The following is a 26,565-nucleotide window of genomic DNA, read 5'->3' on the forward strand; positions in this document are numbered from 1 at the left end:
AGCCCGGCCCCGCCGACGCGGCGGCGGCCTGGGTGCTCGGGGTGGGCGAGGGGACCGCGGCGGACTGGCGGGCGGCGGGCGCGGCACTGGTCCGCGCCGTGGACGCGCGGGCGGCGGCGGACACCGACAGCGGGCGCGGGACCGGGCGGCCGGGGGTGGCCCTCGTGCTGCCGCCGGACGCCGGACCGGAGGAGGCCGCCCAGTTCGCCAGGGGGCTGTCGCTGGGCGGTTACCGGTTCCGGGTCACCGGCGAGGAGCCCAAGCCGCGGCTGCGCACCGCGCGGCTGGTGGTGTCCGAACCGGACCGCCGCACCGAGGTGGCGGCGGCGGTCACCCGGGCCACCGCGCTCGCGGCGGCCACCGCCTACGCCCGCGACCTGGCCAACACCCCGTCCAACGTCAAGGACCCGGCGTGGCTGGCCCGCACGGCGGCCAGGGCGGCCGGGAAGGTGCCCGGCCTGGGGGCGGTGGTCCGCGACGAGAAGTGGCTGGCCGAGCACGGCTTCGGCGGGGTCATCGCGGTCGGCGGCGGGTCCGAGCGACCGCCCCGGCTGCTGCACCTCACCTGGGCCCCCTCGGGCGCCGAGGGCCCGCACCTGGTCCTGGTCGGCAAGGGCATCACCTTCGACACCGGCGGCATCTCGATCAAGCCCGCCGACGGGATGCACCTGATGCGCACCGACATGTCCGGCGGTGCCGCCGTCATCGCGGCGATGATCGCCGTGGCCCGCCTGGGCCTGCCGGTCCGGGTGACCGCGCTGGTGCCGTGCGCGGAGAACCACGTCTCCGGTTCCGCCTACCGCCCCGGTGACGTCGTCCGCCACTACGGCGGCCGCACCACCGAGGTGACCAACACCGACGCCGAGGGCCGGATGGTCCTCGCCGACGCCCTGGCCTACGCCGCCGCCGAACTCGGTGCCGACGTCCTGGTCGACGTGGCCACCCTCACCGGCGCCATGAAGATCTCCCTGGGCCTGCGCACCGGCGGCCTGTTCGCCGACTCCGCGGCCCTGGCCGACCGGGTGGTCGAGGCGGGGGCGCGGGCGGGCGAGTCGTGGTGGCGGATGCCGCTGCTCGACGAGTGGGCCGAGCACGTCCCCAGCGACATCGCCGACGTCCGGCAGTGCCCGCCGGGGCCGGGCGGCATCACCGCGGCCCTGTTCCTGCGCGAGTTCACCGCGGGCCTGCCCTGGGCGCACCTGGACATCGCGGGCCCGGCCAGGGCGGACCGCTCCTACGACGACGTCGTCCCCGGCGCCACCGGCTTCGCCGCCCGCACCCTGGTCGAGTTCGTCGACTCCTACGCGGCGAAGGGCTGACCCGGCGGGGTCACGCCCGACCCGCCAGCGGCTCCGACGGCAGCGCCGCGGCCCCGGGGGCCTCCGGTCCGGCGAACACCCGGTCCAGCACCGCGTACTTCGCCAGGAACACCGGCAACCCGCTGAGCGCGTACGTCACGTTCAGCACCAGCGTCCGCACCCCGCGGTCGGCGAGCAGCGGCTCCACCAGCCAGTCCACCCCCGCGGTCAGCACCACCGACACCAGCCCGCCGACCACGGTCGTCACCAGGTAGCCGACGACCTGCCCGGTCAGCCGCGGCACCCCGCGCTGCCCCCACGCCCACCAGCGCACCAGCACGAAGTGCGGCACCGCCCCCACCGCGAACGCGATCACGCTCGCCGGGAGAGCACCCACCCCGCCCCACGCGTACAGCCCGAACAGCACGAGCTGGCTGATCCCGGTGGCCAGCAGCGACGCCACCGAGTACCGGGAGAACGCCGGTTTGCCCAGGTGAACGTGCACGCCACCACCCTACGAGCCCGGTGCTGACCACGCTCTCAGCCCGGGTGTGACGTTCGGATCAGCCCCCGTGCGCCGCCCGCGCCGCCTCGTACACGGCCACCGTCTGCTCGGCCACCGACGCCCAGGAGAAGTCCCGCACGGCCCGCTCCCGGCCCGCCGCACCCATCGCCGCCGCGCGCCCCGGGTCGGCCAGCACCTCGTTGACCGCGTCCGCCAGCCCGCTGCGGAACGCCGACGGGTCCGCCTCGTCGTAGTGCACCAGCAGGCCCGTCTCGCCGTCCACGACGACCTCCGGGATGCCGCCGACGTCCGAGGCGACCACGGCGGTCGCGCACGCCATCGCCTCCAGGTTCACGATGCCCAGCGGCTCGTACACCGAAGGGCACACGAACACCGCCGCCCGGCTCAGCAGTTGGCGCACCTCGGCGGGTTGCAGCATCTTCTGGATCCAGAACACCCCGGGCCGGGCCGACGCCAGCTCCGCGACCGCCACCCGGGTCTCCTCGGCGATCTCCGGGGTGTCCGGGGCGCCCGCGCACAGCACGACCTGCGCGTCCGGGTCGATGTGGTGGGCGGCGGCCACCAGGTGCCCCACCCCCTTCTGCCGGGTGATCCTGCCCACGAACAGCACGATCGGCCTGCCAGGGTCGATGCCGTGCGCGCGCAGCGCGTCGGTCTCGGTGACCGGGCGGTAGGCGGTGGAGTCGATGCCGTTGCGCACCACGTGCACCCTGGCCGGGTCCAGCGCCGGGTAGCAGTCGAGCACGTCGGCGCGCATCCCCGCGCTGACGGCGATCACCGCGTCCGCCGACTCGTAGGCGGTCTTCTCCACCCACGAGGACAGCCGGTAGCCGCCGCCGAGCTGCTCGGCCTTCCACGGCCTGCGCGGCTCCAGCGAGTGGGCGGTCACCACGTGCGGGATGCCGTGCAGCACCTGGGCGAGCTGGCCTGCCATGTTCGCGTACCAGGTGTGCGAGTGGACCAGGTCGACCTTGTCCACCGCCGCGGTGATCGACAGGTCCGCCGACAGCGTGCGCAGCGCCGCGTTCGCGTGCTCCAGCCCGGCGGCCGGGTTGTGCGCCGTCGCGTCGGAGCGCGGTCCGCCGAAGCAGTGCACGTCCACGTCGAGCAGTTCCCGCAGCCGCGGCACCAGGAACGCCACGTGCACGCCCGCCCCGCCGTAGACCTCCGGTGGGTATTCCCTCGTCAGCAGTCCTATGCGCACGCGGGACACGGTAGCCGCACGGCGGCGGGGGAACGCACTGCGGCGCACGGGTGAACGCGGGACCACACAAGCCGATCACGTGTGGCACACCACTGGGTGAGCCGGTTAGGGTCAGGACGTGAAGGGCCAGCCGCGGGTACTCGGGATCGTGTTGGCGGGCGGTGAGGGAAAGCGGCTCTGGCCCTTGACCGCCGACCGCGCGAAGCCCGCTGTGCCGTTCGCCGGGAACTACCGCCTCGTCGACTTCGTCCTGTCGAACCTGGTGAACGCCGGGTTCCACCGGCTGTGCGTGCTCACCCAGTACAAGTCGCACTCGCTGGACCGGCACATCTCCACCACCTGGCGGCTGTCGAACATCCTCGGCCAGTACGTCACCCCGGTCCCGGCCCAGCAGCGCCTGGGCCCGCGCTGGTACACCGGCAGCGCCGACGCGATCTTCCAGTCGCTGAACCTGGTGCACGACGAGCGGCCCGACTACATCGCGGTCTTCGGCGCCGACCACGTCTACCGGATGGACCCGGCGCAGATGCTGGACCGCCACATCGCCACCGGCGCGGGGGTCACCGTCGCGGGCATCCGGGTGCCGCGCCAGGAGGCGCGCGCCTTCGGCTGCATCGACTCCGACGCCACCGGCCGCATCACCCGGTTCCTGGAGAAGCCCGCCGACCCGCCCGCGGTCCCCGACGACCCGGACGTGACGTTCGCCTCCATGGGCAACTACCTGTTCTCCACCGCGGCCCTGCTCGACGCGCTCAAGGCCGACGCCGCCGACAAGGACTCCCTGCACGACATGGGCGGCGACATCATCCCGATGCTCGTCGACCGGGGCTCGGCGTGGGTGTACGACTTCGCCGACAACGAGGTCCCCGGCGAGACCGAGCGCGACCGCGGCTACTGGCGCGACGTCGGCACCCTGGACGCCTACTACGACGCGCACATGGACCTGGTGTCGGTGCACCCGGTGTTCAACCTCTACAACCAGCAGTGGCCCATCCGCACCGCCACCCCGCCGCTGCCCCCGGCGAAGTTCGTCAACCAGGGCCTGGCCCAGGAGTCGATGATCGGCCCCGGCACCATCGTCTCCGGCGCTCGGGTGACCGGCTCGGTCATCAGCTCCGACGTGGTCATCGAGGACGGCGCGGTCGTGGAGGGCAGCGTCCTGCTCCCGGGGGTGCGGGTCGGCAAGGGCGCGGTGGTGCGCCGGGCCATCCTCGACAAGAACGTCACCGTCGGTGACGGCGTCCACGTCGGTGTCGACCCGGAAGCGGACCGCGCCCGGTACACCGTGAGCGGCAGCGGCATCGTCGTCCTGGGCAAGGGCACCCACGCCGACTGACCCGCCCGGGTGATCTCCGGACCCGCGCGGACCCGCCTAGACCTTGGCCGCGACCAGCAGGCCCTCGCCCACCGGCAGCAGCATCGGCACCAGCCGGTCGTCCTCGCGGATCGCCCTGGCGGCCTCGCGCATCCCCTGGGTGTCCGGGTCGCGGCGGGTGGGGTCGGCCACCCGGCCCTGCCACAGGATGTTGTCGAACGCCAGCACGCCGCCGGGCCGCAGCAGGCGCACGCCCTGCTGGTGGTACTCGGGGTACTCGGGCTTGGACGCGTCGATGAACAGCAGGTCGTAGCCGCCGTCGGTCAGCCGGGGCAGCACGTCGAGGGCGCGGCCCATGATCAGCCGGGTGCGGCCGGGGGCGACGCCCGCCGCGGTGAAGGTGCGCTTGGCCAGGGCCTGGTGCTCGGGGTCGAGGTCGATCGAGGTGAGGACCCCGTCCGGGGCCATCCCGCGCAGCAGGTACAGACCGCTGACCCCCAGACCGGTGCCCACCTCGACAACGGCCTTCGCGCGCAGCACACTGGCCAGGAACCGCAGCGCCGCCCCGCTGCTCGGGCTGACCGGGACCGACCCCAGCCGCAGCGCGGTGGCCCGCGCCGACGCCAGCGCGTCGTCTTCGGCCAGGAAGCCGTCGACGTACCCGCTCAGGTCCGCCGGGTCCACGGCGGGCGATTCCCGTCCCACGGGAACGGAGGTTAGCGCCGCCGATGGGGAAAACGGGTGAACTCGACCGGAAGGTCACCCCCTGAACGTTTTCTCAGGCTCATCTCAGCAGGCTCTCACCATGGCCACATGGGGGTACCCCAGAGTGGACGGCATGGCTGGGACGGGTCTGACCCGGGAGCGGGGGAACACCATGGGACGCGCGGACGTTATCCGGGAGACGGCGAAGGACCCTGTGCAGGAGGTGCGTATCCCCGCCACCCAGACCGCCGAGCCGAGGCCGGTGGAGATCGAGGAGACGGCCTGGACGCCGCCGTCGTGGGACGAGGTCGTGCGCGAGCACGCCGACCGCGTCTACCGGCTCGCCTACCGCCTGACCGGCAACGCCCACGACGCCGAGGACCTCACCCAGGAGACCTTCATCCGGGTGTTCCGCTCGCTGGCGTCCTACAAGCCCGGCACCTTCGAGGGCTGGCTGCACCGCATCACCACCAACCTGTTCCTCGACATGGCCCGCCGCCGCTCCCGGCTGCGGATGGAGGCCCTGCCCGAGGACACCGACCGCCTCGCCGGGGACGACCCGAGCCCGGAGCAGGTCTACGGCGAGACCCACCTCGACCCGGACCTGCAGGCCGCGCTGGACGAGCTGCCCCCGGAGTTCCGCGCCGCCGTCGTGCTCTGCGACGTGGAGGGCCTGTCCTACGAGGAGATCGGCGCCACCCTCGGGGTGAAGCTGGGTACTGTCCGCAGCAGGATCCACCGGGGCCGCCAGGCCCTGCGCGCGTCGCTGGAGCGGCGCCGGGAACTCGCACGGGAGGCCGCGCTATGACGTTCGAGAGCCTGGGGCTGCCCGACCAGCACCTCATGCCCGACGCCGTGGTGGCCTTCGTCGACGGTGAACTCGGCCGCGCCCCGCACGACCGCGCGACCGCGCACCTGGCCCGCTGCCCGTGGTGCGCCGCCGAGGTCACCGCCCAGCGGCAGGCCCGCTCGGCGGTCCGCGCGGCAGACGTGCCCAGCATGTCCGCGGGGTTCCTCGCCTCGCTGCGGGCCATCCCGCAGGAGGTCGACCTCCCCGGCGCCCCGGACAACCTCGCGGTCACCGACGACGGCCAGCTCGTTGCCATCCAGCGCCCCGAGGCCGTCGCCGCGTTCGGCACCGCCACCCCGCTGGGGTCCTCGCCGCGCCTGGGCGAGGGCAGCGCCGTCCTGGGCCGCAGGCCCGGCCGCCGCGCCGCCCAGGGTGCCGGTGTGGTCGTCTCCGGCCTGGTGCTCGGCGCGCTCGCGCTGGTCAACACCGGTGGCGGCCCGGTCCCCGGTGCCGCGGAGCCGTACCCGACCGCGGGCGACATCGAACCGGTCGGCTTCGTCGGCACCCGCCCGGTCGTGGCCGACCAGGCCCCCTCGTTCGGCCTCGTCGCCGCCCGCTGACCGCAAGACCCACCGGAACCGCCCCCGCCGGGGGCGGTTCTCTTCGTGCGTAACCGCTTCCCGCGCGGTTCCGCACGCCCATTTCACCGTCGTTGCGGCACCGTGGTGGACGATGACTCAGCAGAACCCCGACCCCGAGCAGCGGATCGGACCCAGGCCGCTGGAGCGGCCCGCGGTGGATCCCTCGTCGGCGGCCGCGTTCGGGCGGCCCGCCGGGGTCACCGGCGCCTTCTCACCCCACGCCGCGGCCCGCCCGCCGCTCGGGGGGCTGCCGAGCGCGCCGCCGACCCCGGACGCGCTGGCGAGCGCGTTCGGCCGCACACCCGCCGACACCGGGGTGCGGTTGCAGCGACCCCCCGGCGGGGACGCGGGCGACGAGGGCCACCTGTGGAGCGAGGACGCCGACCCGTGGCGCGACCCGGCCGCGGGCGCGGTCATCGGCCCGCCCGCGGTGCCCAAGGACGACGACGAGCCCGCCGCCGGGTCCGCCCAGGGCACCGGCAGGCTGCTGAGCCTGCCCGACGTGCTCTTCGGCAGGCGGGTCAAGCCCATCGCGCTCGCCCTGCTCGGTGTGGTCGCCCTGGTGATCGGGGCGGCGGGCGGGCTGGTCGGCTGGGCGGTCGCCCGTAGCGGCGACGCGTTGACCAGCGACGTCACCCTGGCCCAGGTCGAGCCCGGGGTGCAGCGCCCGGTCGGGTCCGTGTCCGACATCGCGACCAGGGTGCGGCCCGCGGTGGTGTCCATCGAGGTGCGCATGGAGCAGGGCGGTGGCACCGGCTCCGGGGTGTTCATCGACGGCTCCGGCTACATCCTCACCAACTGGCACGTGGTCACCCTGGAGGGCCGCGCCACCCCCGAGTCCACGATCACCACCGTGTTCACCGACGGCACCCGGGCCGAGGCGAAGGTCGTGGGCACCGACCCCAAGACCGACCTGGCCGTGATCAAGGTCGCGGTGACCAACCCGACCGTGCTGCAGTTCGGCGACTCCGACAAGCTCCAGGTCGGCGACCCGGTGATCGCCGTCGGCTCCCCGCTGGGCCTGTCCGACACGGTCACCCAGGGCATCGTCAGCGCCCTGCACCGCCCGGTCGTCGCGGGCGGGGAGAACGGCGAGGCGCCCATCACCTACGACGCCATCCAGACCGACGCGGCGATCAACCAGGGCAACTCCGGCGGCCCGCTGGTCGACGCGACCGGGGCGCTGATCGGCATCAACTCCGCCATCCGCTCCAGCACCGGCAACACCGGCTCCATCGGCCTGGGCTTCGCCATCCCCGGCAACGACGCCAAGCGCATCGCCGAGACCATCATCCGCGACGGCCAGGTCAAGCACGCCGACATCGGCGCCAACGTCAAGTCGGTCTCCGCCGACACCGCCGAGGGCGCCCAGGTCGTCAACGTCGCCGACGGCGGCGCGGCGGCCGCGGCGGGCATCGCCGAGGGCGACGTGATCCGCAAGGTCGGCGACCGGCAGGTCCGCAACGCCGCCGAGTTGACCGTCGCGGTCCGCGAGCACCGGCCCGGCGACACCGTTCCCGTCGTGTTGGCCCGGCAGGGGCGCGAACTCACCATTCAGGTCACCCTGCGGTCGGACTGACCGGATACTCTGGCGGTCAGGGCAGCAAGTCAGGCAGCAGGAGGTGAGCGGTGTTCGAGAGCGTCGGCTGGGCGGAGATCCTCGTGCTGGGGATCGCGGGCCTGTTCATCCTCGGCCCGGAACGCCTCCCCGCCGCGGCGGCCTGGGTGGGCCGCTCCATCCGCAAGGTCCGCGAGTACGCCACCGGCGCCCGCGACCAGCTCAAGAACGAACTGGGCCCCGACTTCGACGAGCTGCGCAAACCCCTCCAGGACCTCCAGCAACTGCGCAACTTCGACCCGAAGACCATCGTCACCCAGACCCTCTTCGGCGACGGCGACAACGGCGTCAAGCCCAACGGCTACGCCGACACCCAGCCCCAGCTACCCCCGCGCCCCCCGGCCGACCCGCCCAAGCCCGGCGACCGGCCCAAGATCGACCCCGATGCCACCTGAGCGTCCGCTCCGCTTCCCCGCCCCACACCTCGACGAGTACCGGCTGGACCACGCCCGGGAGCGCCGGGCCGCGGCGGGCAGGCTGACCGCCGCCAGCAGACCCGGCACCTGATCACGACTCAAAGCCGCCCACCCGCCCACAACCCCCTGCCCGGCGACCAAATGCCCGGGTGAGCGAATACGCGCAGCCGCCGACCACCCCCGCAACCGCTGGCCCGGCTACCCAACTGGGCACCAGCGACAAACTCCCGGCGGCTGAAGGACACGACCAAGCACCCCCACCACAACCCCGGCTCGCAGGACACCGCCCGGTCGTGGGCGGTGCGCCGGGTCAGCGACCGGCCGGGGAGACCGACAGCATCCGGCCCGCCAGCCCGCGGGCGCGGACCGACAGCTTGCCCGCGATCTCGGTGAGGACCTTCGCCGCCGGGGCGTCCGGGGTGCTGGTCACCAGGGGCTTGCCGTCGTCGCCGCCCTCGCGCAGGCGCGGGTCCAGCGGGACCTGACCCAGCAGCGGCACGGTGGAGCCCACGGCCTTCGACAGCGAGTCGGCCACGAGCTGACCGCCGCCGGAGCCGAAGACGTCCATCCGGGTGCCGTCGGGCATCTCCAGCCAGGACATGTTCTCGATGACGCCCGCGATCCGCTGGCGGGTCTGCAGCGCGATCGAGCCCGCCCGCTCGGCGACCTCGGCCGCGGCCTGCTGCGGGGTGGTGACGACCAGGATCTCCGCGTTCGGGATCAGCTGCGCCACCGAGATGGCGATGTCGCCGGTGCCCGGGGGCAGGTCCAGCAGCAGCACGTCCAGGTCGCCCCAGAACACGTCGGCGAGGAACTGCTGCAGCGCGCGGTGCAGCATTGGACCGCGCCAGACGACCGGGGTGTTGCCCGGGGTGAACATGCCGATGGAGATGACCTTCACGCCGTTGGCCTCCGGCGGCAGGATCATCTTCTCGACCTTGGTGGGCTTCTCGCGGGAGCCGACCATGCGCGGGATCGAGTGGCCGTAGATGTCGGCGTCGACGATGCCGACCTTGATGCCCTTGGCGGCCATGGCCACCGCCAGGTTGACCGTGACGCTGGACTTGCCCACCCCGCCCTTGCCGGACGCGACGCAGTACACCCGGGTCAGCGAGCCGGGTTCGGCGAACGGGATGCGCGGCTCCTCGGCGTCGCCGCGCAGCGACTTGCGCAGCGCGGTGCGCTGCTCGTCGTTCATCACGTCCAGCTCGACCGCGACCGACCGCACCCCGCCCAGCGCGGTCACCGCCGCGGTGACGTCCTTGGTGATCTTGTCGCGGAGCGGGCAGCCCGCCACGGTGAGGTAGATGGCGACGTCGACCCGGCCATCCGGGTGCACGGTCACGTCCTTGACCATGCCGAGGTCGGTGATCGGGCGGTGGATCTCGGGGTCCTGCACGCCCGCCAGAGCCTTCCGCACGGCCTCGACGCTGGGAACCTGCTCGGTTGTGGTCACCAGACCATGCTACGGGCGGGTAGCCGGGGCGGTCCGCGCGGATGGCACGCGCCACAACCGTTGTCAAGGGCGCCGTGCGACGACCCGGACGCGGTCCGTAACCTTGTCACACCGCGCGCAGGAAAGGAGGGCCCGTGACCGCACCGGACAGGTCCGTGCGACCCACCCGGACCGAGTTGCAGGCCTGGCGCACGTTCCTGCGCGCGCACGCCAGGGTGACCAGGGTCCTGGAGGCCGAACTGGTCGCCGAGCAGCAGTTGTCCCTGGGCGGCTACGACGTGCTGGTCCAGCTCGCCGAGGCCCCCGACCACCGGCTGCGGATGGCCGAACTGGCCGACGCGGTGCTGCTCTCGCGCTCCGGTGTCACCCGCCTGGTCGACCGCCTGGAACGCGCGGGCATGGTCGCCCGCGAACGCGTCCCCGGCGACGGCCGCGGCGTGGTCGCCACCCTCACCGCCCGCGGCCTCGACGTGCTGCGCACCGCCTCCCGCACCCACCTGGCCGGGGTCTCCGAGCACTTCGTGGCCCGCCTCAGCGCCGAGCAGCTCGCCTACCTCGGCGAACTCTGCGGCAAACTCGCCGACTGACCCGGCTCCGACCGCACCCGTCCCGGCACGCGTCAGTGCGAGACCTCGTTGCGCCGCGTCTCGTCCCGCGAGTGCTCCGGCCGCTGCTTCTTGCGCTTGATGTCGCCGCTGAGGTCCGAGCGCAACTTCTCCAGCTCCCCGCGCAGGTAGTCGCGCGTGGCCACCTCGCCGACCGCGATCCGCAGCGCCGCCAGCTCGCGGGCGAGGAACTCGGTGTCGGCCTTGGTCTGCGCGGCCCGCGCCCGGTCCTCGTCCAGCGACACCCGGTCGCGGTCGTCCTGGCGGTTCTGCGCGAGCAGGATCAGCGGCGCGGCGTACGCGGCCTGGGTGGAGAAGGCCAGGTTGAGCAGGATGAACGGGTACGGGTCCCACTGCAGCGACACCGCCACCAGGTTCAGCACGATCCAGGTGATCACGATCAGCGTCTGCCAGAACAGGAACGTCCCGGTGCCCAGGAACCGGGCCAGGTTCTCCGACAGCCGCCCGAAGGTGTCCGGGTCGATCGTCAGCTTGAACCCGCGCGGGGCCCTCGGCTGGTCGAGGCGCCTGCGGGAGGTGGGCTCAGGCACGGGTGCCCACCTCGGTGTGCCGCGACTGCCGCTCCCGCCAGCCCTCGGGCAGCAGGTGGTCCAGCACGTCGTCGACGGTGATCGCGCCGAGCAGGTGCTCCTCGTCGTCGACGACCGGGGCGCAGACCAGGTTGTAGTTGGCGAAGTAGCGGGTGACCTCCAGCAGCGACGCGTCCGGCCGCAGGCTGGTCAGCTCCTTGTCCACCGCGCCCGCCACCAGGTCGAACGGGGGTTCGCGCAGCAGCCGCTGGATGTGCACGCAGCCCAGGTAGCGGCCGGTGGGGGTGGCGCTGGGCGGGCGGCAGACGAACACCATGCTGGCCAGCGCCGGGGTGATGTCCGGGTTGCGCACCCGCGCCAGCGCCTCGGCGATGGACGAGTCCGGGGTGAGCACGATCGGCTCCGGGGTCATCAGCCCGCCCGCGGTGTCGGAGGAGTACTCCAGCAGCCGCTTGACCGGGGCGGACTCCGCGGGCTCCATGAGTTCGAGGAACCGCTCCTTGTCCCGGTCGGACAGCTCGGCGAGCAGGTCGGCGGCGTCGTCGGGGTCCATCGCCCCGAGCACGTCCGCGCCGCGCTCCTCGTCGAGGTGCTTGAGCAGGTCCATCTGGTCGTCCTCGGGCAGTTCGGCGAGCACGTCGGCGAGCCGCTCGTCGTCGAGGGCGTCGGCCACCTCGTAGCGCCGCTTCGACGGCAGGTCCTGCAGCGCGGTCGCCACGTCGGCGGCCCGCATCGAGTCGAACACCGCCAGGAGCTGGTGCGCGGCCTGCGGGTGCCCGGCCAGCTCCAGCACCCCCGGCGCGCGCACCTGCGACCAGTCGACCACCTGCACCGGCCCGCGCCGCACCAGCCTGCCGGTGCGCTCGCGGATCGCCACCCGGTTGATGACCCAGTCGCGGGTGCGGGTCGGCTCCATCGCCACGTCCACCACCACGGCCGGGCTGCCGGTCGCGGTCACGTGCACGCGTGCGTCCAGCAACTGCCCCACCACCAGCGCCTCGTTGGGCCGCTGGGTGAAGTGCCGCATGTTCACCGACCCGGTGGACAGGGTGATGGCGTTGGCGTCGATCGAGGTCACCCGCAGCATGGGCACGAACACCCGCCGCCGGGTCGCCAGCTCCACCACCACGCCCAGCACGCGCGGGGGCTGCGCGTCCGTCCGCAGCCCGGCGACCAGGTCGCGGAGCTTGCCGATGGACTCGCCGTCCGGTCCGAAGACCGGCAGGCCCAGGAGCTGGGCCACGAATACCTTGCTCTTGCCGGCCACCCGGCCAGGCTAGTCGCCCGCGGCCGGTCACACCGCCCGGGCGCCGGTGCGGTGGCGGAGCCCACGGCGCCCACGCGGGTCGGCGGGAGCCCCCACCGGTTCCCGCGCCGCCCGGTGGCACGGCGATCCGGCGAACCCGGTGCGGTGCGCCGGGCCCGGTCCGCCGCTCACGCCAGGGCCAGGGCGATCGCCGGGGCGGTCGGGGTCGCCGGGTCCTCGGAGTCCGGATCGGACCAGTTCTCCACTGCCCGCACGAACGTCCAGCGGCGGGCCAGGTCGTGGTCGAGGCCCGCCGCGTCGACGACCGCGGCCAGCCGGTCGCGCACCGCCGACTCCTCCCAGCGGTTCCACAGCAGCGCGATCAGGCCGAACTCGGGGTCGCCCGCCAGCGGCTTCGGGTCGATCACCAGCCACGGTTCGCGCTCGCCGCGCAGCACGTTCTCGAAGTGCAGGTCCTCGTTGACCAGCCGGTCCCCGGCGCGCGGGCCCAGTTCCGCGCAGTAGGCCACGGCCTGCTCGACCAGTTCGGCAGGCGCGTCCCCCTCGGGCAGCTCGTGCACCCAGCGGGCCGCCACGTCGCGCAGCGCGCGCAACCGCGGCGGGGCGGGCCGGTCCAGGCGGCGCAGCAGGGAGGTGATCACCTCCAACGCCACCGGGAGCGGCTCGTCGTCGAGGGAGTGGGCCGGGTCGAGCCGTTCGAGCAGCAGTTCCCACGGCTCGGCGGCCAGCAGCCGGACCGCGCCGTCGCCGTCCCAGGTGGACAGGGCCAGCGCCTCGTGCTCGGCCTCGGGGTGCGGCCAGGTGATCTTCAACATGGCCGGGACACCGTCGGCGGTGCGCACCGGGAGCACGACGGCGCACCAGCCGTGCAGCGGCTCCCCGTCGACGGTCAGGCCCCACCGGCGCATCGCCGCCGCGGCCTGCGCGGGCAGCCCCGCCACCCACTCCTGCTCATCTTCGGACACCCGGTGCCGGGCGAACGCGGGCGGGACGACCAAGGGATCACGTGTCATGGACACCACAATGGCGGTCCGCCACCGGCCGTGGTCGACTACAACTCCCAGGCGGTTACCGGCTGGTTAACCTCGTGATCGAACGGAGGCTCGATGCGTTCACCGAAGGACTTCTTCCGCCCGCTCGCGGTGGGTGCGCCCGAGCCGGTGCGGGAGATCCCGTTCCGGCCCTCGCGCATGATCCACTTCTTCGACCCGAGCAACGAGAAGATGGCCGCGAAGGTGCCGGACGTGGCCGCGCAGGCCGACGTCGTCCTGGGCAACCTGGAGGACGCCATCCGGGCCGACCGCAAGGAGGCCGCCCGCGAGGGCCTGGTGCGGATCGCCAGGGACATCGACTTCGGCGACACCCAGCTGTGGACGCGGATCAACAGCCTCGACTCCCCGTGGGTGCTCGACGACCTGATCACCCTGGTCACCGAGATCGGCGACAAGCTCGACGTGATCATGGTGCCGAAGGTGGAGAGCGCCGCGGACATCCACTACGTCGACCGCCTGCTCGCCCAGCTCGAGGCCCGCGCGAACGTGTCCCGCCCGATCCTGGTGCACGCGCTGCTGGAGACCCCCTCCGGCGTGGCGAACGTCGAGGACATCGCCACCGCCAGCCCGCGGATGCAGGGCATCTCGCTGGGCCCGGCCGACCTCGCCGCCAGCCGCCGGATGAAGACCACCCGGGTCGGCGGCGGCCACCCCGGCTACCTGGTGCGCCAGGACCCCACCGGCGACGACCTGACCACCGGTCGCGCCACCTACCAGCAGGACCTGTGGCACTACACGGTGGCGCGGATGGTCGACGCCTGCGCCGCGGCCGGGATCCTGCCGTACTACGGCCCGTTCGGCGACATCGCCGACGTGGTCGCCTGCGAGGACCAGTTCCGCAACGCGTTCCTGCTCGGCTGCGTCGGCGCGTGGAGCCTGCACCCCAAGCAGATCGCCATCGCCAAGAAGGTCTTCTCCCCGTCGGCGGAGGACGTCGCCTGGGCCCGCCGGGTCATCGAGGCCATGGGCGACGGCACCGGCGCGGTCATGATCGACGGCAAGATGCAGGACGACGCCACAGTGAAGCAGTGCCGCGTGGTGGCCGAGCTGGCCGACGCCCTGTCGGCCCGCGACCCCGAGCTGGCCGCCGCGTACGAGGCCGCGACGAAGGAGGCCCTGGCCCAGTGACCGCTTACCGCCCCCGCCGCTCCGTCCTCTACATGCCCGGCGCCAACGAGCGCGCCCTGGAGAAGGCCAAGACCCTCGACGCCGACGCGCTGATCCTCGACCTGGAGGACTCGGTGTCCCCGGACGCCAAGGCCGACGGCCGCGCCCGCGTCTGCGCCGCCGCGGCCTCCGGCGAGTACGGCCGCCGCGAGGTGACCATCCGGGTCAACGGCCTGGACACCGAGTGGCACGCCGACGACGTCCGCGCCGCCGCCGAGGCGGGCCCGGACGCCATCGTGGTGCCCAAGGTCAACTCCGCCGCCGAGGTGCACGAGATCGAGAAGTCCCTGGAGGCGGCGGGCGCCCCCGACCGCACCGCGATCTGGGCCATGGTCGAGACCCCCATCGCCATGCTGCGCGCGCACGACATCGCCGCCGCCAGCGACCGGCTGACGGTCCTGGTCATGGGCACCAACGACCTGGCCAAGGAGTTGCAGGCCGAGCACGTCCCCGGCCGCGCCCCCCTGCTCGGCGGCCTGTCCCTGGCGCTGCTCGCCGCCCGCGCCACCGGCAAGGTCATCCTCGACGGCGTCTACAACGACGTGAAGGACCTGGAGGGCTTCGCCGCCGAGTGCACCCAGGGCCGCCAGTTCGGCTTCGACGGCAAGACCCTGATCCACCCGGGCCAACTGGAGACCTGCAACCGCGTCTTCGCCCCGTCGGAGGAGGAGGTGGCCCGCTCGGAGAAGATCATCGAGGCGTTCGAGGCCGCCACCGCCGAGGGCAGGGGAGTGGTCACCGTCGACGGCCGCATGATCGAGAACCTGCACGTGGACCAGGCCCGCCGGGTCCTCTCCGTCGCCGCCGCCATCCGCGACCGCGGCTGATCCCGCCCGAGTCCGAGCCGCTCCCGCCGCCGCGGGGGCGGCTCGTGCTCTTTCCCGCGTGGTCGGCCTGCCCGCGGTGCCCACGGCCTGCCCGCAGTGCTCACGATCTGCTCGTGGCATTCCCTCCGCCAAGAGCCCGTGGTGATCAGCCAAGACATCGCAGCGTCATCGAGCCGTTACCCCTTTCGATAGTCACGCTTCGGTCACGGTGCAGGTCAAGGACGTAACGGAGCAGCAAAGGTTGCGGTGACATAACGCACAGGTCACGGCGAGGGGGTTGCCGTATGGCCGTCCTGTGATGTCTTCTGTGCGACATGGGTAGACACAGCCTCCCTTCGGAGTCCCGCGGCGTCCTCGGTGTGTTCGGCGGGCGCCGCAAGCAGCGCGACGACCTGTTCGACCGCAGCTTCCGCGAGTGCGCCGACTGCGGCGCCGACGTCTACGTGCTGGCCGAGGACTGCAAGGACTGCGGCACCGCGCTGGAGCTGCGCGCGAGCTGAGCCGCACCGCTGAGACGCCTCCCACTTCCATGGCGCGAACCGGTGCGGGGCGGTGGATACTGGCCGGTAACCACGTCACCGCAGACAGGGAGCTCGCATGGCCCGCCTCGCCCAGACCGCAGGCTTGACCGACGTTCAGCAGGAGATCCTGTCCACCGTCAAGGACTTCGTGGACAAGGAGATCATCCCGAACGCCCAGGCGCTGGAGCACGCGGACGAGTACCCCAAGGACATCGTCGAGGGCATGAAGGAGATGGGCCTGTTCGGGCTCACCATCCCCGAGGAGTACGGCGGCCTCGGTGAGTCCCTGCTCACCTACGCCCTGGTCGTGGAGCAGATCGCCCGCGGCTGGATGAGCGTCTCCGGCGTGATCAACACCCACTTCATCGTGGCGCACATGGTCAAGCAGCACGGCACCGAGGCGCAGAAGCAGCACTACCTGCCCAAGATGGCCGCCGGTGAGATCCGCGGGTCGTTCTCCATGTCCGAGCCCGACCTGGGCTCCGACGTCGCCGCCATCAAGACGCGGGCGCGCAAGGACGGCGACGGGTACGTCATCGACGGCGCCAAGATGTGGCTGACCAACGGCGGCAGTTCCAACCTCATCGCCCTGCTGGCCAAGACCGACGAGGGCGCGGAGAAGCCGCACCAGAACCTCACCACCTTCCTGGTGGACAAGACCGAGGGCTTCGGCGAGGTCGCTCCCGGCCTCACCATCCCCGGCAAGATCGACAAGATGGGCTACAAGGGCGTCGACACCACCGAGGCCGTGTTCGACGGCTTCAAGATCGGTGCCGACAAGGTCCTGGGTGAAGCCCCGGGCAAGGGCTTCAGCTACATGATGGACGGCGTCGAGGTCGGCCGGGTCAACGTCGCCGCGCGCGCCTGCGGCATCGCGATCCGGGCGTTCGAGCTGGCCGTGGAGTACGCCCAGCAGCGCAAGACCTTCGGCAAGGCCATCGCCGAGCACCAGGCCATCGCCTTCAAGCTCGCCGAGATGGCCACCAAGGTCGAGGCCGCCCACCTGATGATGGTCAACGCGGCCCGGCTCAAGGACTCCGGCGCCCGCAACGACGTCGAGGCGGGCATGGCCAAGCTGATCGCCAGCGAGTACTGCGCCGAGGTCACCCAGGAGTCCTTCCGCATCCACGGCGGCTACGGCTACTCCAAGGAGTACGAGATCGAGCGCCTCATGCGCGAGGCCCCGTTCCTGCTCATCGGCGAGGGCACCAGCGAGATCCAGAAGACCATCATCTCCCGCGGTCTGCTGCGCGAGTACAAGTCGCGGAACTGATCACCTCTCCTCCTCTTCCGGGCGGGGCGACGGCTTGGGCCGTCGCCCCGTTGCTGTTGTGGCCTGTCGTCGTCTGCTCCCGGGGTCCACTCTGCTGGTCGTGGGCGACCTCCGCAAACGTCCATCCACAACCCCCTGAGCTGTCCACAGGCTGGCGGTCGTCCTTGTTTTCGCTGGTCAGAGGTCGATACGCTGGAAAGGGCGGTCAGCCCCCAGGGCGGGCGGGCTCTGACTGGTGGGGGTTCGGCGCGGCGGCGGGGTGCATCGCGCGATCGGCGGGGTGCATCGCGGGATCGGCGGGCGGAGCAGCGGGGCGGATCGCGGGATCGGCGGGCGGGTCGGGGTGGGGAGCGGGGCGGGTATCCGCTGAGAGCGCAGCTGTCGGGTTCGCACCGTTCATCCTGGCTTGGCAGACTGGGGGCATGACCGGTGCGTTCTCCGGCCCTGGACGAGCGAACCAGGGTCTCCCCAAGGTCCCGACCCCGCCGAGCGGGTGGCCGATCGGCTCCTACGACACCTACCAGGAGGCCCACCGCGCGGTGCAGCACCTGGCGACCAGCGAGTTCCCGGTCGAGGAGGTGACCATCGTGGGGGTGGACCTGATGCTCGTCGAGCGGGTCATCGGCAGGCTGAGCTGGCCCAAGGTGCTCGGCACCGGCGCGCTGTCCGGCGCCTGGTTCGGCCTGTTCGTCGGGCTGCTGCTGGGCCTGTTCAACCAGCAGCAGGCGTCCTTCGCGCCGATCCTCGTCGGCCTGGTGGCCGGGGTGGTGTTCGGCACCGTCTTCGCCGCCGTCGGGTTCGCCACCGCCCGCGGCCGCGGCGGGCGCGAGATCACCAGCGCCACCCAGCTCGTCGCGGGCCGCTACGACGTGCTCGCCCAGCCGCGCAACGCCGAGCGGGGGCGCGACCTGCTGGCCAAGCTGGCGATGGGGCCGGGCGGGGGCATCGGTTAGGCCGTTCGCCCACCGAATTGCGGCCGGTGATCACCGGGCCTACGTTCAGCACACCCGGTGCGCGGGGCGACCACCGCTGATCGCGTGCCGGTGGCACGGCGAGGTGCTGGGTCGCCCTGTTCCGCGGCGCAGCCGTCCCCGTCGTGCCCGTCGGAATGGAGGGGCACGGTGAATCGAATTCCCGGCCGCCGCGGACGACGCCTCATCGCGGTGCTCAGCGCCGCCTTGGTCGCGTCCCCGGCAGTGGCGGCGTGCGGGTCCGACGGCGGGGGCACCGTCGTGAACGTCTACTACTCGACCGAGGAGAACTTCGACAAGGTCGTCGCCATGTGCAACCAGGCGGCGGGCGGGCGCTACACGATCGCGCTCAACACCCTGCCGCGCGAGGCCGACGGCCAGCGCGAGCAGATGGTGCGCCGCCTCGCCGCGGGCGACACCGACATGGACGTGCTCGGCCTCGACGTCACCTGGGTGGCCGAGTTCGCCGAGGCGGGCTGGATCGCCGAGTGGACCGGCGCGGACAAGTCCGATGTGGAGCAGGGAACGCTCGCGGGCCCGCTGGAGACCGCGCGGTGGAAGGACAAGCTCTACGCCGCGCCGAAGAACACCAACGTGCAGCTGCTCTGGTACCGCGACGACGTGGTGCCCACCCCGCCCAAGACGTGGTCGGAGATGCTGTCCACCGCCGAGAAGCTCAAGGCGGAGAACAAGCCCAGCGCGGTCCTGCTGACCGGCGCCCAGTACGAGGGCCTGGTGGTCCAGTTCAACACCCTCGTCGGCGGCGCGGGCGGCAAGATCCTCTCCGACGACAGCACCAGGGCCGTCGTCGACGACGGCGCGGTCAAGGCGTTGCAGGCGCTCAAGGACCTGGCGACCTCCCCGGTGGCCAGCGCCTCGCTGTCCAACGCCAAGGAGGACCCGATCCGCTTGGAGTACGAGAAGGGCACGTCGGCGTTCATGCTCAACTGGCCCTACGTGTACGCGGCCATGGGCAAGGCGAACCCGGAGCTGGCCAAGCACTTCAAGTGGGCCCCCTACCCCGCGGTCGACGCCGACAAGACCGGCACCGCCACCATCGGCGGGTTCAACCTGGCCGTCAGCGAGTACTCCCGGCACAAGCCGGAGGCGTTCGAGGCGGTCAAGTGCCTGCGCAGCGCCGAGCACCAGAAGTACTCCGCGATCAACTCCGGCGTCCCGCCCACCATCGAGTCGGTCTACGACGACCCGGAGATGGCCGAGCCGTACCCGATGCGCGACACCATCCTCGCCGAGCTGAAGAAGCCGTCACCGCGGCCGATCACCCCGGCCTACCAGAACGTGTCCACGCTGATCTCCACCATCCTCTCCCCGCCCTCGTCCATCGACCCGCAGGCCACCGCGCAGCGGCTGCGCGAGGAACTGCAGGACGCCCTCGACTCCAAGGGAGTGCTGCCGTGAGCCACGCGATCGAGGAGCCGGCGGCCGACACCGCCCCGGCCAAGGGCAAGAAGAAGGTGGTCAGCGAGGGCAAGCGGGCCGAGCGCAGGCTCGGGCTGTGGCTGTGCGCCCCCGCCGCGCTGGTGATGGTCGCCGTCACCGGCTACCCGGTGCTGTACTCGCTGTGGCTGTCGCTGCAGCGCTACGACCTGCGGTTCCCGGACCAGCGCGAGTTCATCTGGTTCGAGAACTACGCGACCGTGCTGGGCAACTCCTACTGGTGGACCGCGTTCGGCGTCACCGCGCTGATCACGGTCGTGTCGGTGGTCATCGAACTGGTCCTGGGCATGGCCCTGGCACTGATCATGCACCGCACGCTCGTCGCCCGCGGCCTGGTCCGCACGGTCGCGCTGATCCCGTACGGCATCGTCACCGTCGTGGCCGCGTTCTCCTGGCGCTACGCCTGGACCAAGGACACCGGCTACCTGGCGCAGTTGTTCGCCTCCGACTCCGACCTGCTCACCCAGCGGGTGCCCGCGCTGGCCATCATCACCCTCGCCGAGGTGTGGAAGACGGTGCCGTTCATGGCGCTGCTGCTGATGGCCGGGCTGGCCCTGGTCCCGGACGACCTGCTCAAGGCCGCGTCGATGGACGGCGCGACCGCCTGGCAGCGGTTCACCAAGGTGATGCTGCCGGTCATGAAGCCCGCGATCCTGGTGGCGCTGCTGTTCCGCACCCTGGACGCGTTCCGCATCTTCGACAACATCTTCGTGCTCACCAACGGGGCGCAGGAGACCGGATCGGTGTCCATGCAGACGTACAACAACCTCATCAAGGGGTTGAACCTGGGCATCGGCTCCACCATGTCGGTGCTCATCTTCCTCGCGGTCGCCGTCATCGCGTTCGTGTTCATCAAGGTGTTCGGCACGTCCGCGCCGGGCAGCGACGACGGGGGGAAGCGCTGATGGCCATCATCGGAGCCACCTCCCAGCGCGGCACCAAGGCCCGCTGGGCGTTCCTCGACTTCGTCGTGGTGGTCTACGCGCTGGTGCCGGTGCTGTGGATCGTGTCGCTTTCGCTGAAGTCGAAGGAGACCATCGCCGACGGGAACTTCATCCCCCGGTCGTGGACGCTGCAGAACTACGTCGACATCTTCCGCACCAGCGAGTTCCTGCGGGCGCTGGCCAACTCCATCGGCATCGCGATCATCGCCACGGTGATCGCGGTGGTACTGGGCACCATGGCCGCCTACGCCATCGCCCGGCTCGACTTCCCCGGCAAGCAGGTCCTGGTCGGGGTGTCGCTGCTGATCGCCATGTTCCCGCAGGTGTCGCTGGTCTCGCCGCTGTTCGAGATGGAGCGCTCGCTCGGGCTGTTCGACACCTGGCCCGGCCTGATCCTGCCCTACATCACCTTCGCGCTGCCGCTGGCGATCTACACCCTGTCGGCGTTCTTCCGCGAGATCCCGTGGGAGCTGGAGAAGGCCGCGAAGATGGACGGCGCCACCCCGGCGCAGGCGTTCCGCCGGGTCATCGCCCCGCTGGCCGCCCCCGGTGTGTTCACCACGGCCATCCTGGTGTTCATCTTCTGCTGGAACGACTTCCTGTTCGCCATCTCGCTGACCTCGACGGAGGCTTCGCGCACCGTGCCCGCGGCACTGTCGTTCTTCACCGGGTCCTCGCAGTTCGAGGACCCCACCGGGACCATCTCGGCGGCCGCCGTCGTGATCACCGTCCCGATCATCCTGTTCGTGTTGTTCTTCCAGCGCCGCATCGTCGCGGGGCTCACCTCCGGCGCCGTGAAGGGCTGAGCTGATGGCAGAGATCGTTCTGGACAAGGTCACCAAGCGCTACCCGGACGGCGCCCTCGCGGTGTCCGACGTGGACATCACCATCGCCGACGGGGAGTTCATCATCCTCGTCGGCCCGTCCGGGTGCGGGAAGTCCACCACCCTCAACATGATCGCGGGCCTGGAGGACATCACCGAGGGCGAGCTGCGCATCGACGGGCAGCGGGTCAACGAGCGCGCCCCCAAGGACCGCGACATCGCCATGGTGTTCCAGTCCTACGCGCTGTACCCGCACATGAGCGTCCGGGAGAACATGGCGTTCCCGCTGCGCTTGGCCAAGGTCGACAACGCCACGGTCACCAAGAAGGTCGAGGAGGCCGCCAAGGTCCTCGACCTGACCCAGCACCTCGACCGCAAGCCTGGCAACCTCTCCGGCGGCCAGCGCCAGCGGGTCGCGATGGGGCGGGCGATCGTGCGCAACCCCAAGGCGTTCCTGATGGACGAGCCGCTGTCCAACCTGGACGCCAAGCTCCGCGTGCAGATGCGCACCTCGGTGTCGAAGCTGCAGCGCCGCCTGGGCACCACCACGGTGTACGTCACCCACGACCAGACCGAGGCCATGACCCTCGGCGACCGGGTCGTGGTCATGCGCGGCGGGCTGGTGCAGCAGATCGGCTCCCCGCAGTTCCTCTACGAGCAGCCGAAGAACCTGTTCGTGGCGGGCTTCATCGGCTCCCCGTCGATGAACTTCCTGCCCGCCTCCCTGGAGAACGGCGAGGTCAACACCCCGCTGGGCGCCTTCCCGCTGACCGGCCGCATCCGCGGCCTGGTCGAGGCGGCGAACGCCCCCCGCGAGGTGATCATCGGCCTGCGCCCGGAGCACTTCGAGGACGCCACCCTGCTCGACGACACCGAGCGCACCCGGGGCGGCACCTTCACCGCCACGGTGGAGGTGCTGGAGTCGATGGGGTCGGACAAGTACGCCTACTTCACCCTGGAGGGCGACGCGGCGACCTCGGCGGAGCTCGACGAGTTGGCGGCCGACGCGGGCTCGCACGACACCGGCGACTCGGGCTCGCAGATCGTGACCCGCCTGTCGGCCGCGTCGGGCGCGGCCGAGGGCGCCGAGGCGCAGGTGTGGTTCGACGCCGACAAGCTGCAGGTGTTCGACCCGGGGGACGGGCGCAACCTGACCTACTCGGAGTGAGTCAAGCCCCTGTGGACAACTTTTTGCCGGAAATCCGGAACTGACCGATCCTTGTCCCCGGAGCCGCCCCGACCAACGGGGCGGCCCGGGGACAAGGGGTTTCCAGCCATGCAGAACCGCATCCGCGCCGCCGTCATCGCCCTCCTGGCCGTCCTGACCGCGCTCGGCGGGGCCACCGTCGCCACCGCCGCCTCGGAAATCGGGTGCGAGCGCGGTGAACTGTGCCTGTGGTCCCAGGTGGACCACTCCGGTGATCTCCTCCGCGCCACCCTCGCCGACGCCACGGTCGGCCAGTGCACCCCGCTCCCGCCGGACGTGGCCGCCAGGTCCTTCGCCAACCTGCTCAGCAGGCAGGTCACGGTGTACCAGAGCCGGGAGTGCGCCACGGAGGGCGAGTTCGACACCTACCCGGGCGGGGGGACCTTCGTGCCGGAGGCCCCATACCTGGTGCGCGCCTTCCAGGTCTGGTGAGGCGGGCGGCCCAGCCCTCCCGCCCCAGGTGCGACCCGGCAGGGTGTGTGTCCACAGGAGACATTGCTGGACCGGGCCGTGCTCGCGTGGTGATGCGCCACCGCGCGATCAGACCCGGGCCCGCAGAGAGGTGAGCACCTCGTCGTTCCACGTGTGCGAGCGGATCAACCGGTACCGCTCGCAGATCACCCACAGGTAGGCCTCGGCCTCGGTCTGCGTGGTGATCAACCCGGCCTGCCGCACCATGGTCACCACCGGCACGAACTCCTCCTCGTACCACCGCCGGGCCACCGTCGCCCGGTCCAGGAACACCCGCTCGTCCTGCATCAGCCGGTACCCCCACGCCTCCACGGCCTCCGACAGCTCGGCGTAGTCCCAGCCGTCGGTCAGGTTGACGGCGGCCCGGGCTTCCCCGTCCAGCGGCACCCGGTCGAGGAAGATGCGCCGGTAGTCCTTGACGATCAGGTCGCCCCGGTACCGGATGCCCGCGGCGGAGACGCGGGTGACGATCTCGGTCACGTACGCGTCGATCGTGGTCAGGCCGAGGGCGTGCGCCACCGACACCCGGTGGTGCCCGTCGACCACGAAGTGCAGGTCGCCGACGCGGAAGACGTCGATCGGCGGGGTCGACTCGCCCCGGCGCTGGGCCAGGGCCAGCCGCTCCCACCGCTGCCGCGACGTGCCCGAGGTCGGCCGGAACCGGCGGTCGAAGTCCCGGGTGCGGTCCACCGAGCCGATGATCGAGTCGAGCCGGACGACCTGCAGGCCCAGCCTGCGCTCGCCGACGCGGCCGAGCGCGGCCACCACCTCCTCGAAGGGAAGCATGATGTTCACGTCGTCGGGCTCCCGGCGCAGCCAGGCGCCCAGGCGGGAGAGCACCTGGCGCCTGCGCATGCGCAGGAAGTCGTTCTCCGCGTCGGCGGTCGGGAAACCGGTGTCACGCGGCATGTCGGCCCTCCGGGATGTCCAGGATCCGGTACCCCACGGTGTTGACGACGCGGGTGCCGCCGATGTCGCGGTCGGGCACCGGCTCACCGTGCGGGTGGATGTGCCCGTGCACCAGCAGCCCCGGCCGCAGCACCCGCACCGCGTCGTGCAGGCACGCGAACCCCCGGTGCGGCGGGTCGTCGCGGTCGCCGCAGCCGCGGGGCGGGGAGTGGGTGAGCAGCACGTCGACCGGGCGGCCGTCGCGCAGCCCGCGCAGCCGGGCCCGCCTGCGCACCCGGCGGGAGCGGCGCGCCATCTGCCGCTCGGTCCACTGGTTGGGTCCGCCGTTGTAGCGGATGGACCCGCCGAGCCCGGCGATGCGCAGCCCGGCGACGTCCACCACCCGGCCGTCGGCGTTCACCGCGCCCGCCGGTCCGGGGTAGCGGACGGGCAGCCCGTCGCGCGTCCACAGGCCCGAGGAGTGGACGTAGCCGCTGAGGTCGGCGTCGTGGTTGCCCGGGACGAACACGCACGGCCGGTCCAGCGCGTCGGAGAGGAACTCCAGGTAGTCGAACGGCAGGTCGCCCGCGGCCAGCACGAGGTCGACGTCGTGCCTGCGGACCTCGGCGGTCCACAGCCCTGCGACGATCTCGTCGGACACCGCGAGCACCCTGGGCACTTCCCGAGGGTACGTCCGATCGGGTATCGATGGCGGCGCGGCGGGCAGCGCGTGCGCGGAAGGGAACGGTTTGTGCCCGGAGTCCGTCCAACCCGCTAGTTTGATGGTCGGAAACGAGCGTTCGGGGGCGCCCCAGGGGTGTCCGCGCGTCATGAGGTCCACGGGGAGCGGCGGTGCGGCCACACCGCCGAGGGGAGTTCGTGCGATGGCAACAGGGCAGGCCGCCGACGCCGCGAAGGGCGCGGCAGGCACCACCGACAGCACACCCGACACCACCGGCGGTGTTCCCGCGGGGACGCTGCCGCCCGCCGACGACGTCTACGTCACCGGCGGCACGCCCTGGGAGAGCTTCAGCCTGGCGGAGCTGGTGGCGATGGTCGCCGACAAGGCGAGCGTCCCGCAGCTCGAACGCCTCGCCGACGACTGGCGGGCCGCGGGCAACGAGGTCGTCGACGCCTCCGACGTGCTCAGCACCGCCCTCGAGGACCTGATGCAGTACTGGTCCGGCGCCGCCGCCGAGCAGGCCCGCGCCGACGTCGCCCTCAACGCCCAGTGGGTGTCGGACCTCGGTGAGACCGCCTACCGGATCGGCGACCCGGTGCAGGAGGCCGCGGGCGCGCTCAAGGCCGCCCAGGACGCCATGCCGCAACTGCCGGAGACCCCGGCCGTGCCGCCCGCCCTGGCCGCCGACAGCGCCGCGCTGGCCGAGCAGGCGGGCGGTCCGCTCGCCGCCGCGGTCAGCGGGGTCGCCTCCGGCACCGAGAGCGCGTTCACCGCCGAGCAGGAGCAGGCGAACCTCAAGGCCGTGGCGGTGGAGGCGATGCGCCGGTTCGAGGGCGCGGCCATCGGCATCGACCAGGCCACCCCGCAGTTCGAGGAGCGCGGCAGCACAGTGCGCCCGCGCACCGAATCCATCCCCCAGGAGCAGGTGCCGGTCGGGCCGACGGTCCCACCCGCCGCGCCCACCGACCCGACCGCCCGCTGGAACGACCTCACCGGCGGACCGTCGAGCACCTCCGCCGCGGGCTACACCGACACCCGCACCCCGGGTACCGGCACCAACGACCGCACCCCGGCCAACAGCGGTGTGGGCGGGGGCGGCGGCGTGGGATCGTTCGGCGGCTACACCGGCCCGGTCGGGCACGACAGCGACGGTCCGGGTGCGCCGCGCACCCCGATGGCCCCGTCGCCCGGTGTCGGGGCGACGGAGGCGGTGCCGTCCGGTGGGTTCCGCAACGGCGGGGTCGTCGGCGCCCCCGCCGCCGCGAGCGCCGGTGCGGGTGCGCACGCGGGCGGTGCCCTGGGCGGGATGGGCGGGATGCCCATGGGCGGCGGTGTGGCGGGGGGCCAGGGCGGTGATGAGAGCGAGCACCGCAGGCGCTACCCGTTCGGCGACGACGACTCGTTCTTGCTCACCGACAAGAAGGCATCACCGCCGGTAATCGGACTCTAGAGGGCAGGGGACAGCACCACCATGCAGGAGCAGAACGCGTTCCCGGCCGCCGACGGGGTCGTGACCGACGGCGCCTTCACCGGCGACCTGGCGACCCCGGCCGCGGTCCTGGGCGGAGACCGCACCCCGCCGCCGATGCCGGTGCCCGACGCGGGCCCGCCCGCCATGCCCGTGCCGGAACCGGGCCCGGTGGCCCCCGCCCCTGTCGACTCGACCACACCGGCCCCGGTCGACTCGGTCACACCGGCCCCGGTGGACTCCGCCACGCCCGGCGCGGTCGGCCCGGGCACGCCGGTCCCGGTCGGCCCGGGCACTCCCGTGCCGGGGCCCGTCCCCGTCCAGCCCGTCCCCGCCCAGCCCGCTCCCGGGCAGTCCGCGCCACCGGCGTCCGGGCAGCCCGCGTCGTCGGCGCCCGCGGTCGCGGTCCCGCCGCCCGCC

Annotated in this window: 28 protein-coding genes and 1 pseudogene; 20 read left to right on the forward strand and 9 right to left on the reverse strand. The window is 72.5% G+C overall.

Annotated features, from left to right (window positions below):
* Positions 1–1,319, forward strand: a 1,319-nt coding sequence (locus L6E12_RS07335; RefSeq protein WP_236227119.1) for a leucyl aminopeptidase, incomplete at its 5' end; no start/stop codon positions are given.
* Positions 1,320–1,329: 10 nt separating this feature from the next.
* On the opposite strand, the gene L6E12_RS07340 is transcribed toward L6E12_RS07335, so the two are convergent.
* Positions 1,330–1,803, reverse strand: a complete 474-nt coding sequence (locus L6E12_RS07340) for a GtrA family protein (RefSeq protein ID WP_236227120.1) — start codon at positions 1,801–1,803, stop codon at positions 1,330–1,332.
* Positions 1,804–1,861: 58 nt separating this feature from the next.
* A complete protein-coding gene (gene glgA, locus L6E12_RS07345; protein WP_236227121.1) occupies positions 1,862–3,028 on the reverse strand; it encodes a glycogen synthase in 1,167 nt (388 codons plus the stop codon).
* 118 nt (positions 3,029–3,146) lie between these two features.
* On the opposite strand from glgA, the gene glgC reads away from it, so the two are divergent.
* Positions 3,147–4,364, forward strand: coding sequence for a glucose-1-phosphate adenylyltransferase (gene glgC, locus L6E12_RS07350; protein WP_236227122.1), 1,218 nt, complete (start codon positions 3,147–3,149; stop codon positions 4,362–4,364).
* Positions 4,365–4,400: 36 nt separating this feature from the next.
* Here the strand turns inward: glgC and L6E12_RS07355 are convergent, their stop codons facing one another.
* Entirely contained in the window at positions 4,401–5,048 is a 648-nt protein-coding gene (locus L6E12_RS07355; protein WP_236227123.1) for an O-methyltransferase, read from the reverse strand.
* A 214-nt stretch (positions 5,049–5,262) separates the two neighbouring features.
* On the opposite strand from L6E12_RS07355, the gene sigE reads away from it, so the two are divergent.
* The 5 genes from sigE to L6E12_RS34700 all read left to right on the forward strand — a co-directional run bounded on the left by sigE (position 5,263) and on the right by L6E12_RS34700 (position 8,604).
* Positions 5,263–5,856, forward strand: a complete 594-nt coding sequence (sigE, locus tag L6E12_RS07360) for an RNA polymerase sigma factor SigE (RefSeq protein WP_035283677.1) — start codon at positions 5,263–5,265, stop codon at positions 5,854–5,856.
* A complete protein-coding gene (locus tag L6E12_RS07365; RefSeq protein WP_236227124.1) occupies positions 5,853–6,458 on the forward strand; it encodes an anti-sigma factor in 606 nt (201 codons plus the stop codon). The genes sigE and L6E12_RS07365 overlap by 4 nt, the downstream gene beginning before the upstream one ends.
* A 112-nt stretch (positions 6,459–6,570) precedes the next feature.
* Positions 6,571–8,058 carry a S1C family serine protease gene (locus tag L6E12_RS07370; protein ID WP_236227125.1) on the forward strand — a complete coding sequence of 496 codons (1,488 nt, stop codon included), beginning with the start codon at positions 6,571–6,573 and terminating at the stop codon, positions 8,056–8,058.
* Between the two features lie 50 nt (positions 8,059–8,108).
* On the forward strand, positions 8,109–8,492 hold the full coding sequence (gene tatB, locus L6E12_RS07375; RefSeq protein WP_035283672.1) for a Sec-independent protein translocase protein TatB: 384 nt from the start codon (positions 8,109–8,111) through the stop codon (positions 8,490–8,492).
* Positions 8,482–8,604 (forward strand): hypothetical protein, encoded by a 123-nt coding sequence (locus L6E12_RS34700; RefSeq protein WP_255683095.1) that lies wholly within the window; start codon positions 8,482–8,484, stop codon positions 8,602–8,604. Before tatB ends, L6E12_RS34700 begins: the two co-directional genes overlap by 11 nt.
* A gap of 219 nt (positions 8,605–8,823) precedes the next feature.
* Here the strand turns inward: L6E12_RS34700 and L6E12_RS07380 are convergent, their stop codons facing one another.
* The gene (locus L6E12_RS07380; RefSeq protein ID WP_236227126.1) at positions 8,824–9,969 is read right to left on the reverse strand and encodes an Mrp/NBP35 family ATP-binding protein; all 1,146 of its coding nucleotides are present in this window, start codon (positions 9,967–9,969) and stop codon (positions 8,824–8,826) included.
* 134 nt (positions 9,970–10,103) lie between these two features.
* Here L6E12_RS07380 and L6E12_RS07385 point away from each other — a divergent pair, with 134 nt between their 5' ends.
* On the forward strand, positions 10,104–10,556 hold the full coding sequence (locus tag L6E12_RS07385) for a MarR family winged helix-turn-helix transcriptional regulator (protein WP_236227127.1): 453 nt from the start codon (positions 10,104–10,106) through the stop codon (positions 10,554–10,556).
* Positions 10,557–10,588: 32 nt separating this feature from the next.
* On the opposite strand, the gene L6E12_RS07390 is transcribed toward L6E12_RS07385, so the two are convergent.
* From L6E12_RS07390 to L6E12_RS07400, 3 genes are all read right to left on the reverse strand, one after another.
* Positions 10,589–11,125 carry a DUF1003 domain-containing protein gene (locus L6E12_RS07390; RefSeq protein WP_236227128.1) on the reverse strand — a complete coding sequence of 179 codons (537 nt, stop codon included), beginning with the start codon at positions 11,123–11,125 and terminating at the stop codon, positions 10,589–10,591.
* Positions 11,118–12,392 (reverse strand): magnesium transporter MgtE N-terminal domain-containing protein, encoded by a 1,275-nt coding sequence (locus L6E12_RS07395; protein WP_236227129.1) that lies wholly within the window; start codon positions 12,390–12,392, stop codon positions 11,118–11,120. The genes L6E12_RS07390 and L6E12_RS07395 overlap by 8 nt, the downstream gene beginning before the upstream one ends.
* Before the next feature lie 167 nt (positions 12,393–12,559).
* Entirely contained in the window at positions 12,560–13,405 is an 846-nt protein-coding gene (locus tag L6E12_RS07400) for an aminoglycoside phosphotransferase family protein (protein ID WP_236227130.1), read from the reverse strand.
* A gap of 93 nt (positions 13,406–13,498) precedes the next feature.
* Here L6E12_RS07400 and L6E12_RS07405 point away from each other — a divergent pair, with 93 nt between their 5' ends.
* From L6E12_RS07405 to L6E12_RS07450, 10 genes are all read left to right on the forward strand, one after another.
* A complete protein-coding gene (locus tag L6E12_RS07405) occupies positions 13,499–14,572 on the forward strand; it encodes a CoA ester lyase (protein ID WP_236227131.1) in 1,074 nt (357 codons plus the stop codon).
* A complete protein-coding gene (locus L6E12_RS07410) occupies positions 14,569–15,438 on the forward strand; it encodes a CoA ester lyase (protein ID WP_308074375.1) in 870 nt (289 codons plus the stop codon). The genes L6E12_RS07405 and L6E12_RS07410 overlap by 4 nt, the downstream gene beginning before the upstream one ends.
* 314 nt (positions 15,439–15,752) lie before the next feature.
* Positions 15,753–15,938 carry a hypothetical protein gene (locus L6E12_RS07415; protein ID WP_236227132.1) on the forward strand — a complete coding sequence of 62 codons (186 nt, stop codon included), beginning with the start codon at positions 15,753–15,755 and terminating at the stop codon, positions 15,936–15,938.
* A gap of 97 nt (positions 15,939–16,035) precedes the next feature.
* Positions 16,036–17,232: an acyl-CoA dehydrogenase family protein gene (locus L6E12_RS07420; RefSeq protein WP_035283654.1), complete on the forward strand. Its 1,197-nt coding sequence runs from the start codon at positions 16,036–16,038 to the stop codon at positions 17,230–17,232.
* Positions 17,233–17,654: 422 nt separating this feature from the next.
* On the forward strand, positions 17,655–18,185 hold the full coding sequence (locus L6E12_RS07425; RefSeq protein ID WP_035283651.1) for a general stress protein: 531 nt from the start codon (positions 17,655–17,657) through the stop codon (positions 18,183–18,185).
* A gap of 168 nt (positions 18,186–18,353) precedes the next feature.
* On the forward strand, positions 18,354–19,622 hold the full coding sequence (locus tag L6E12_RS07430) for an ABC transporter substrate-binding protein (protein ID WP_374201845.1): 1,269 nt from the start codon (positions 18,354–18,356) through the stop codon (positions 19,620–19,622).
* Positions 19,619–20,566 carry a carbohydrate ABC transporter permease gene (locus L6E12_RS07435; protein WP_374201846.1) on the forward strand — a complete coding sequence of 316 codons (948 nt, stop codon included), beginning with the start codon at positions 19,619–19,621 and terminating at the stop codon, positions 20,564–20,566. The genes L6E12_RS07430 and L6E12_RS07435 overlap by 4 nt, the downstream gene beginning before the upstream one ends.
* On the forward strand, positions 20,566–21,411 hold the full coding sequence (locus L6E12_RS07440) for a carbohydrate ABC transporter permease (RefSeq protein ID WP_240012515.1): 846 nt from the start codon (positions 20,566–20,568) through the stop codon (positions 21,409–21,411). Before L6E12_RS07435 ends, L6E12_RS07440 begins: the two co-directional genes overlap by 1 nt.
* 4 nt (positions 21,412–21,415) lie before the next feature.
* Positions 21,416–22,597, forward strand: coding sequence for an ABC transporter ATP-binding protein (locus tag L6E12_RS07445; protein WP_236227133.1), 1,182 nt, complete (start codon positions 21,416–21,418; stop codon positions 22,595–22,597).
* A gap of 108 nt (positions 22,598–22,705) precedes the next feature.
* Positions 22,706–23,068 carry a peptidase inhibitor family I36 protein gene (locus L6E12_RS07450; protein ID WP_236227134.1) on the forward strand — a complete coding sequence of 121 codons (363 nt, stop codon included), beginning with the start codon at positions 22,706–22,708 and terminating at the stop codon, positions 23,066–23,068.
* 108 nt (positions 23,069–23,176) lie between these two features.
* Here L6E12_RS07450 and L6E12_RS07455 read toward each other — a convergent pair whose 3' ends face one another.
* Together L6E12_RS07455 and L6E12_RS07460 are read right to left on the reverse strand one after the other, a co-directional pair.
* Complete coding sequence (locus L6E12_RS07455) at positions 23,177–24,016, reverse strand: chromosome partitioning protein ParB (RefSeq protein ID WP_236227135.1); 840 nt, start codon at positions 24,014–24,016, stop codon at positions 23,177–23,179.
* Positions 24,006–24,674 (reverse strand): metallophosphoesterase, encoded by a 669-nt coding sequence (locus L6E12_RS07460; protein WP_236227136.1) that lies wholly within the window; start codon positions 24,672–24,674, stop codon positions 24,006–24,008. Before L6E12_RS07460 ends, L6E12_RS07455 begins: the two co-directional genes overlap by 11 nt.
* A 205-nt stretch (positions 24,675–24,879) precedes the next feature.
* Here L6E12_RS07460 and L6E12_RS07465 point away from each other — a divergent pair, with 205 nt between their 5' ends.
* Complete coding sequence (locus L6E12_RS07465; RefSeq protein ID WP_236227137.1) at positions 24,880–26,127, forward strand: WXG100 family type VII secretion target; 1,248 nt, start codon at positions 24,880–24,882, stop codon at positions 26,125–26,127.
* A 21-nt stretch (positions 26,128–26,148) separates the two neighbouring features.
* Positions 26,149–26,565 (forward strand): annotated as a pseudogene (locus L6E12_RS07470) (hypothetical protein); the annotation flags it as partial.

Origin of the sequence: Actinokineospora sp. PR83 (assembly GCF_021056305.1) — a bacterium.
Lineage (GTDB): Bacteria > Actinomycetota > Actinomycetes > Mycobacteriales > Pseudonocardiaceae > Actinokineospora > Actinokineospora spheciospongiae.

Coding starts and splice junctions, on each gene's coding strand:
- L6E12_RS07440 (WP_240012515.1), top strand. CDS start 20,566: ATGGCCATCATCGGAGCCACCTCCCAGCGCGGCACCAAGGCCCGCTGG.
- L6E12_RS07455 (WP_236227135.1), bottom strand. CDS start 24,016: ATGCCGCGTGACACCGGTTTCCCGACCGCCGACGCGGAGAACGACTTC.
- L6E12_RS07400 (WP_236227130.1), bottom strand. CDS start 13,405: ATGACACGTGATCCCTTGGTCGTCCCGCCCGCGTTCGCCCGGCACCGG.
- L6E12_RS07415 (WP_236227132.1), top strand. CDS start 15,753: ATGGGTAGACACAGCCTCCCTTCGGAGTCCCGCGGCGTCCTCGGTGTG.
- L6E12_RS07465 (WP_236227137.1), top strand. CDS start 24,880: ATGGCAACAGGGCAGGCCGCCGACGCCGCGAAGGGCGCGGCAGGCACC.
- L6E12_RS07420 (WP_035283654.1), top strand. CDS start 16,036: ATGGCCCGCCTCGCCCAGACCGCAGGCTTGACCGACGTTCAGCAGGAG.
- L6E12_RS34700 (WP_255683095.1), top strand. CDS start 8,482: ATGCCACCTGAGCGTCCGCTCCGCTTCCCCGCCCCACACCTCGACGAG.
- L6E12_RS07370 (WP_236227125.1), top strand. CDS start 6,571: ATGACTCAGCAGAACCCCGACCCCGAGCAGCGGATCGGACCCAGGCCG.
- L6E12_RS07405 (WP_236227131.1), top strand. CDS start 13,499: ATGCGTTCACCGAAGGACTTCTTCCGCCCGCTCGCGGTGGGTGCGCCC.
- L6E12_RS07445 (WP_236227133.1), top strand. CDS start 21,416: ATGGCAGAGATCGTTCTGGACAAGGTCACCAAGCGCTACCCGGACGGC.
- L6E12_RS07425 (WP_035283651.1), top strand. CDS start 17,655: ATGACCGGTGCGTTCTCCGGCCCTGGACGAGCGAACCAGGGTCTCCCC.
- L6E12_RS07450 (WP_236227134.1), top strand. CDS start 22,706: ATGCAGAACCGCATCCGCGCCGCCGTCATCGCCCTCCTGGCCGTCCTG.
- L6E12_RS07365 (WP_236227124.1), top strand. CDS start 5,853: ATGACGTTCGAGAGCCTGGGGCTGCCCGACCAGCACCTCATGCCCGAC.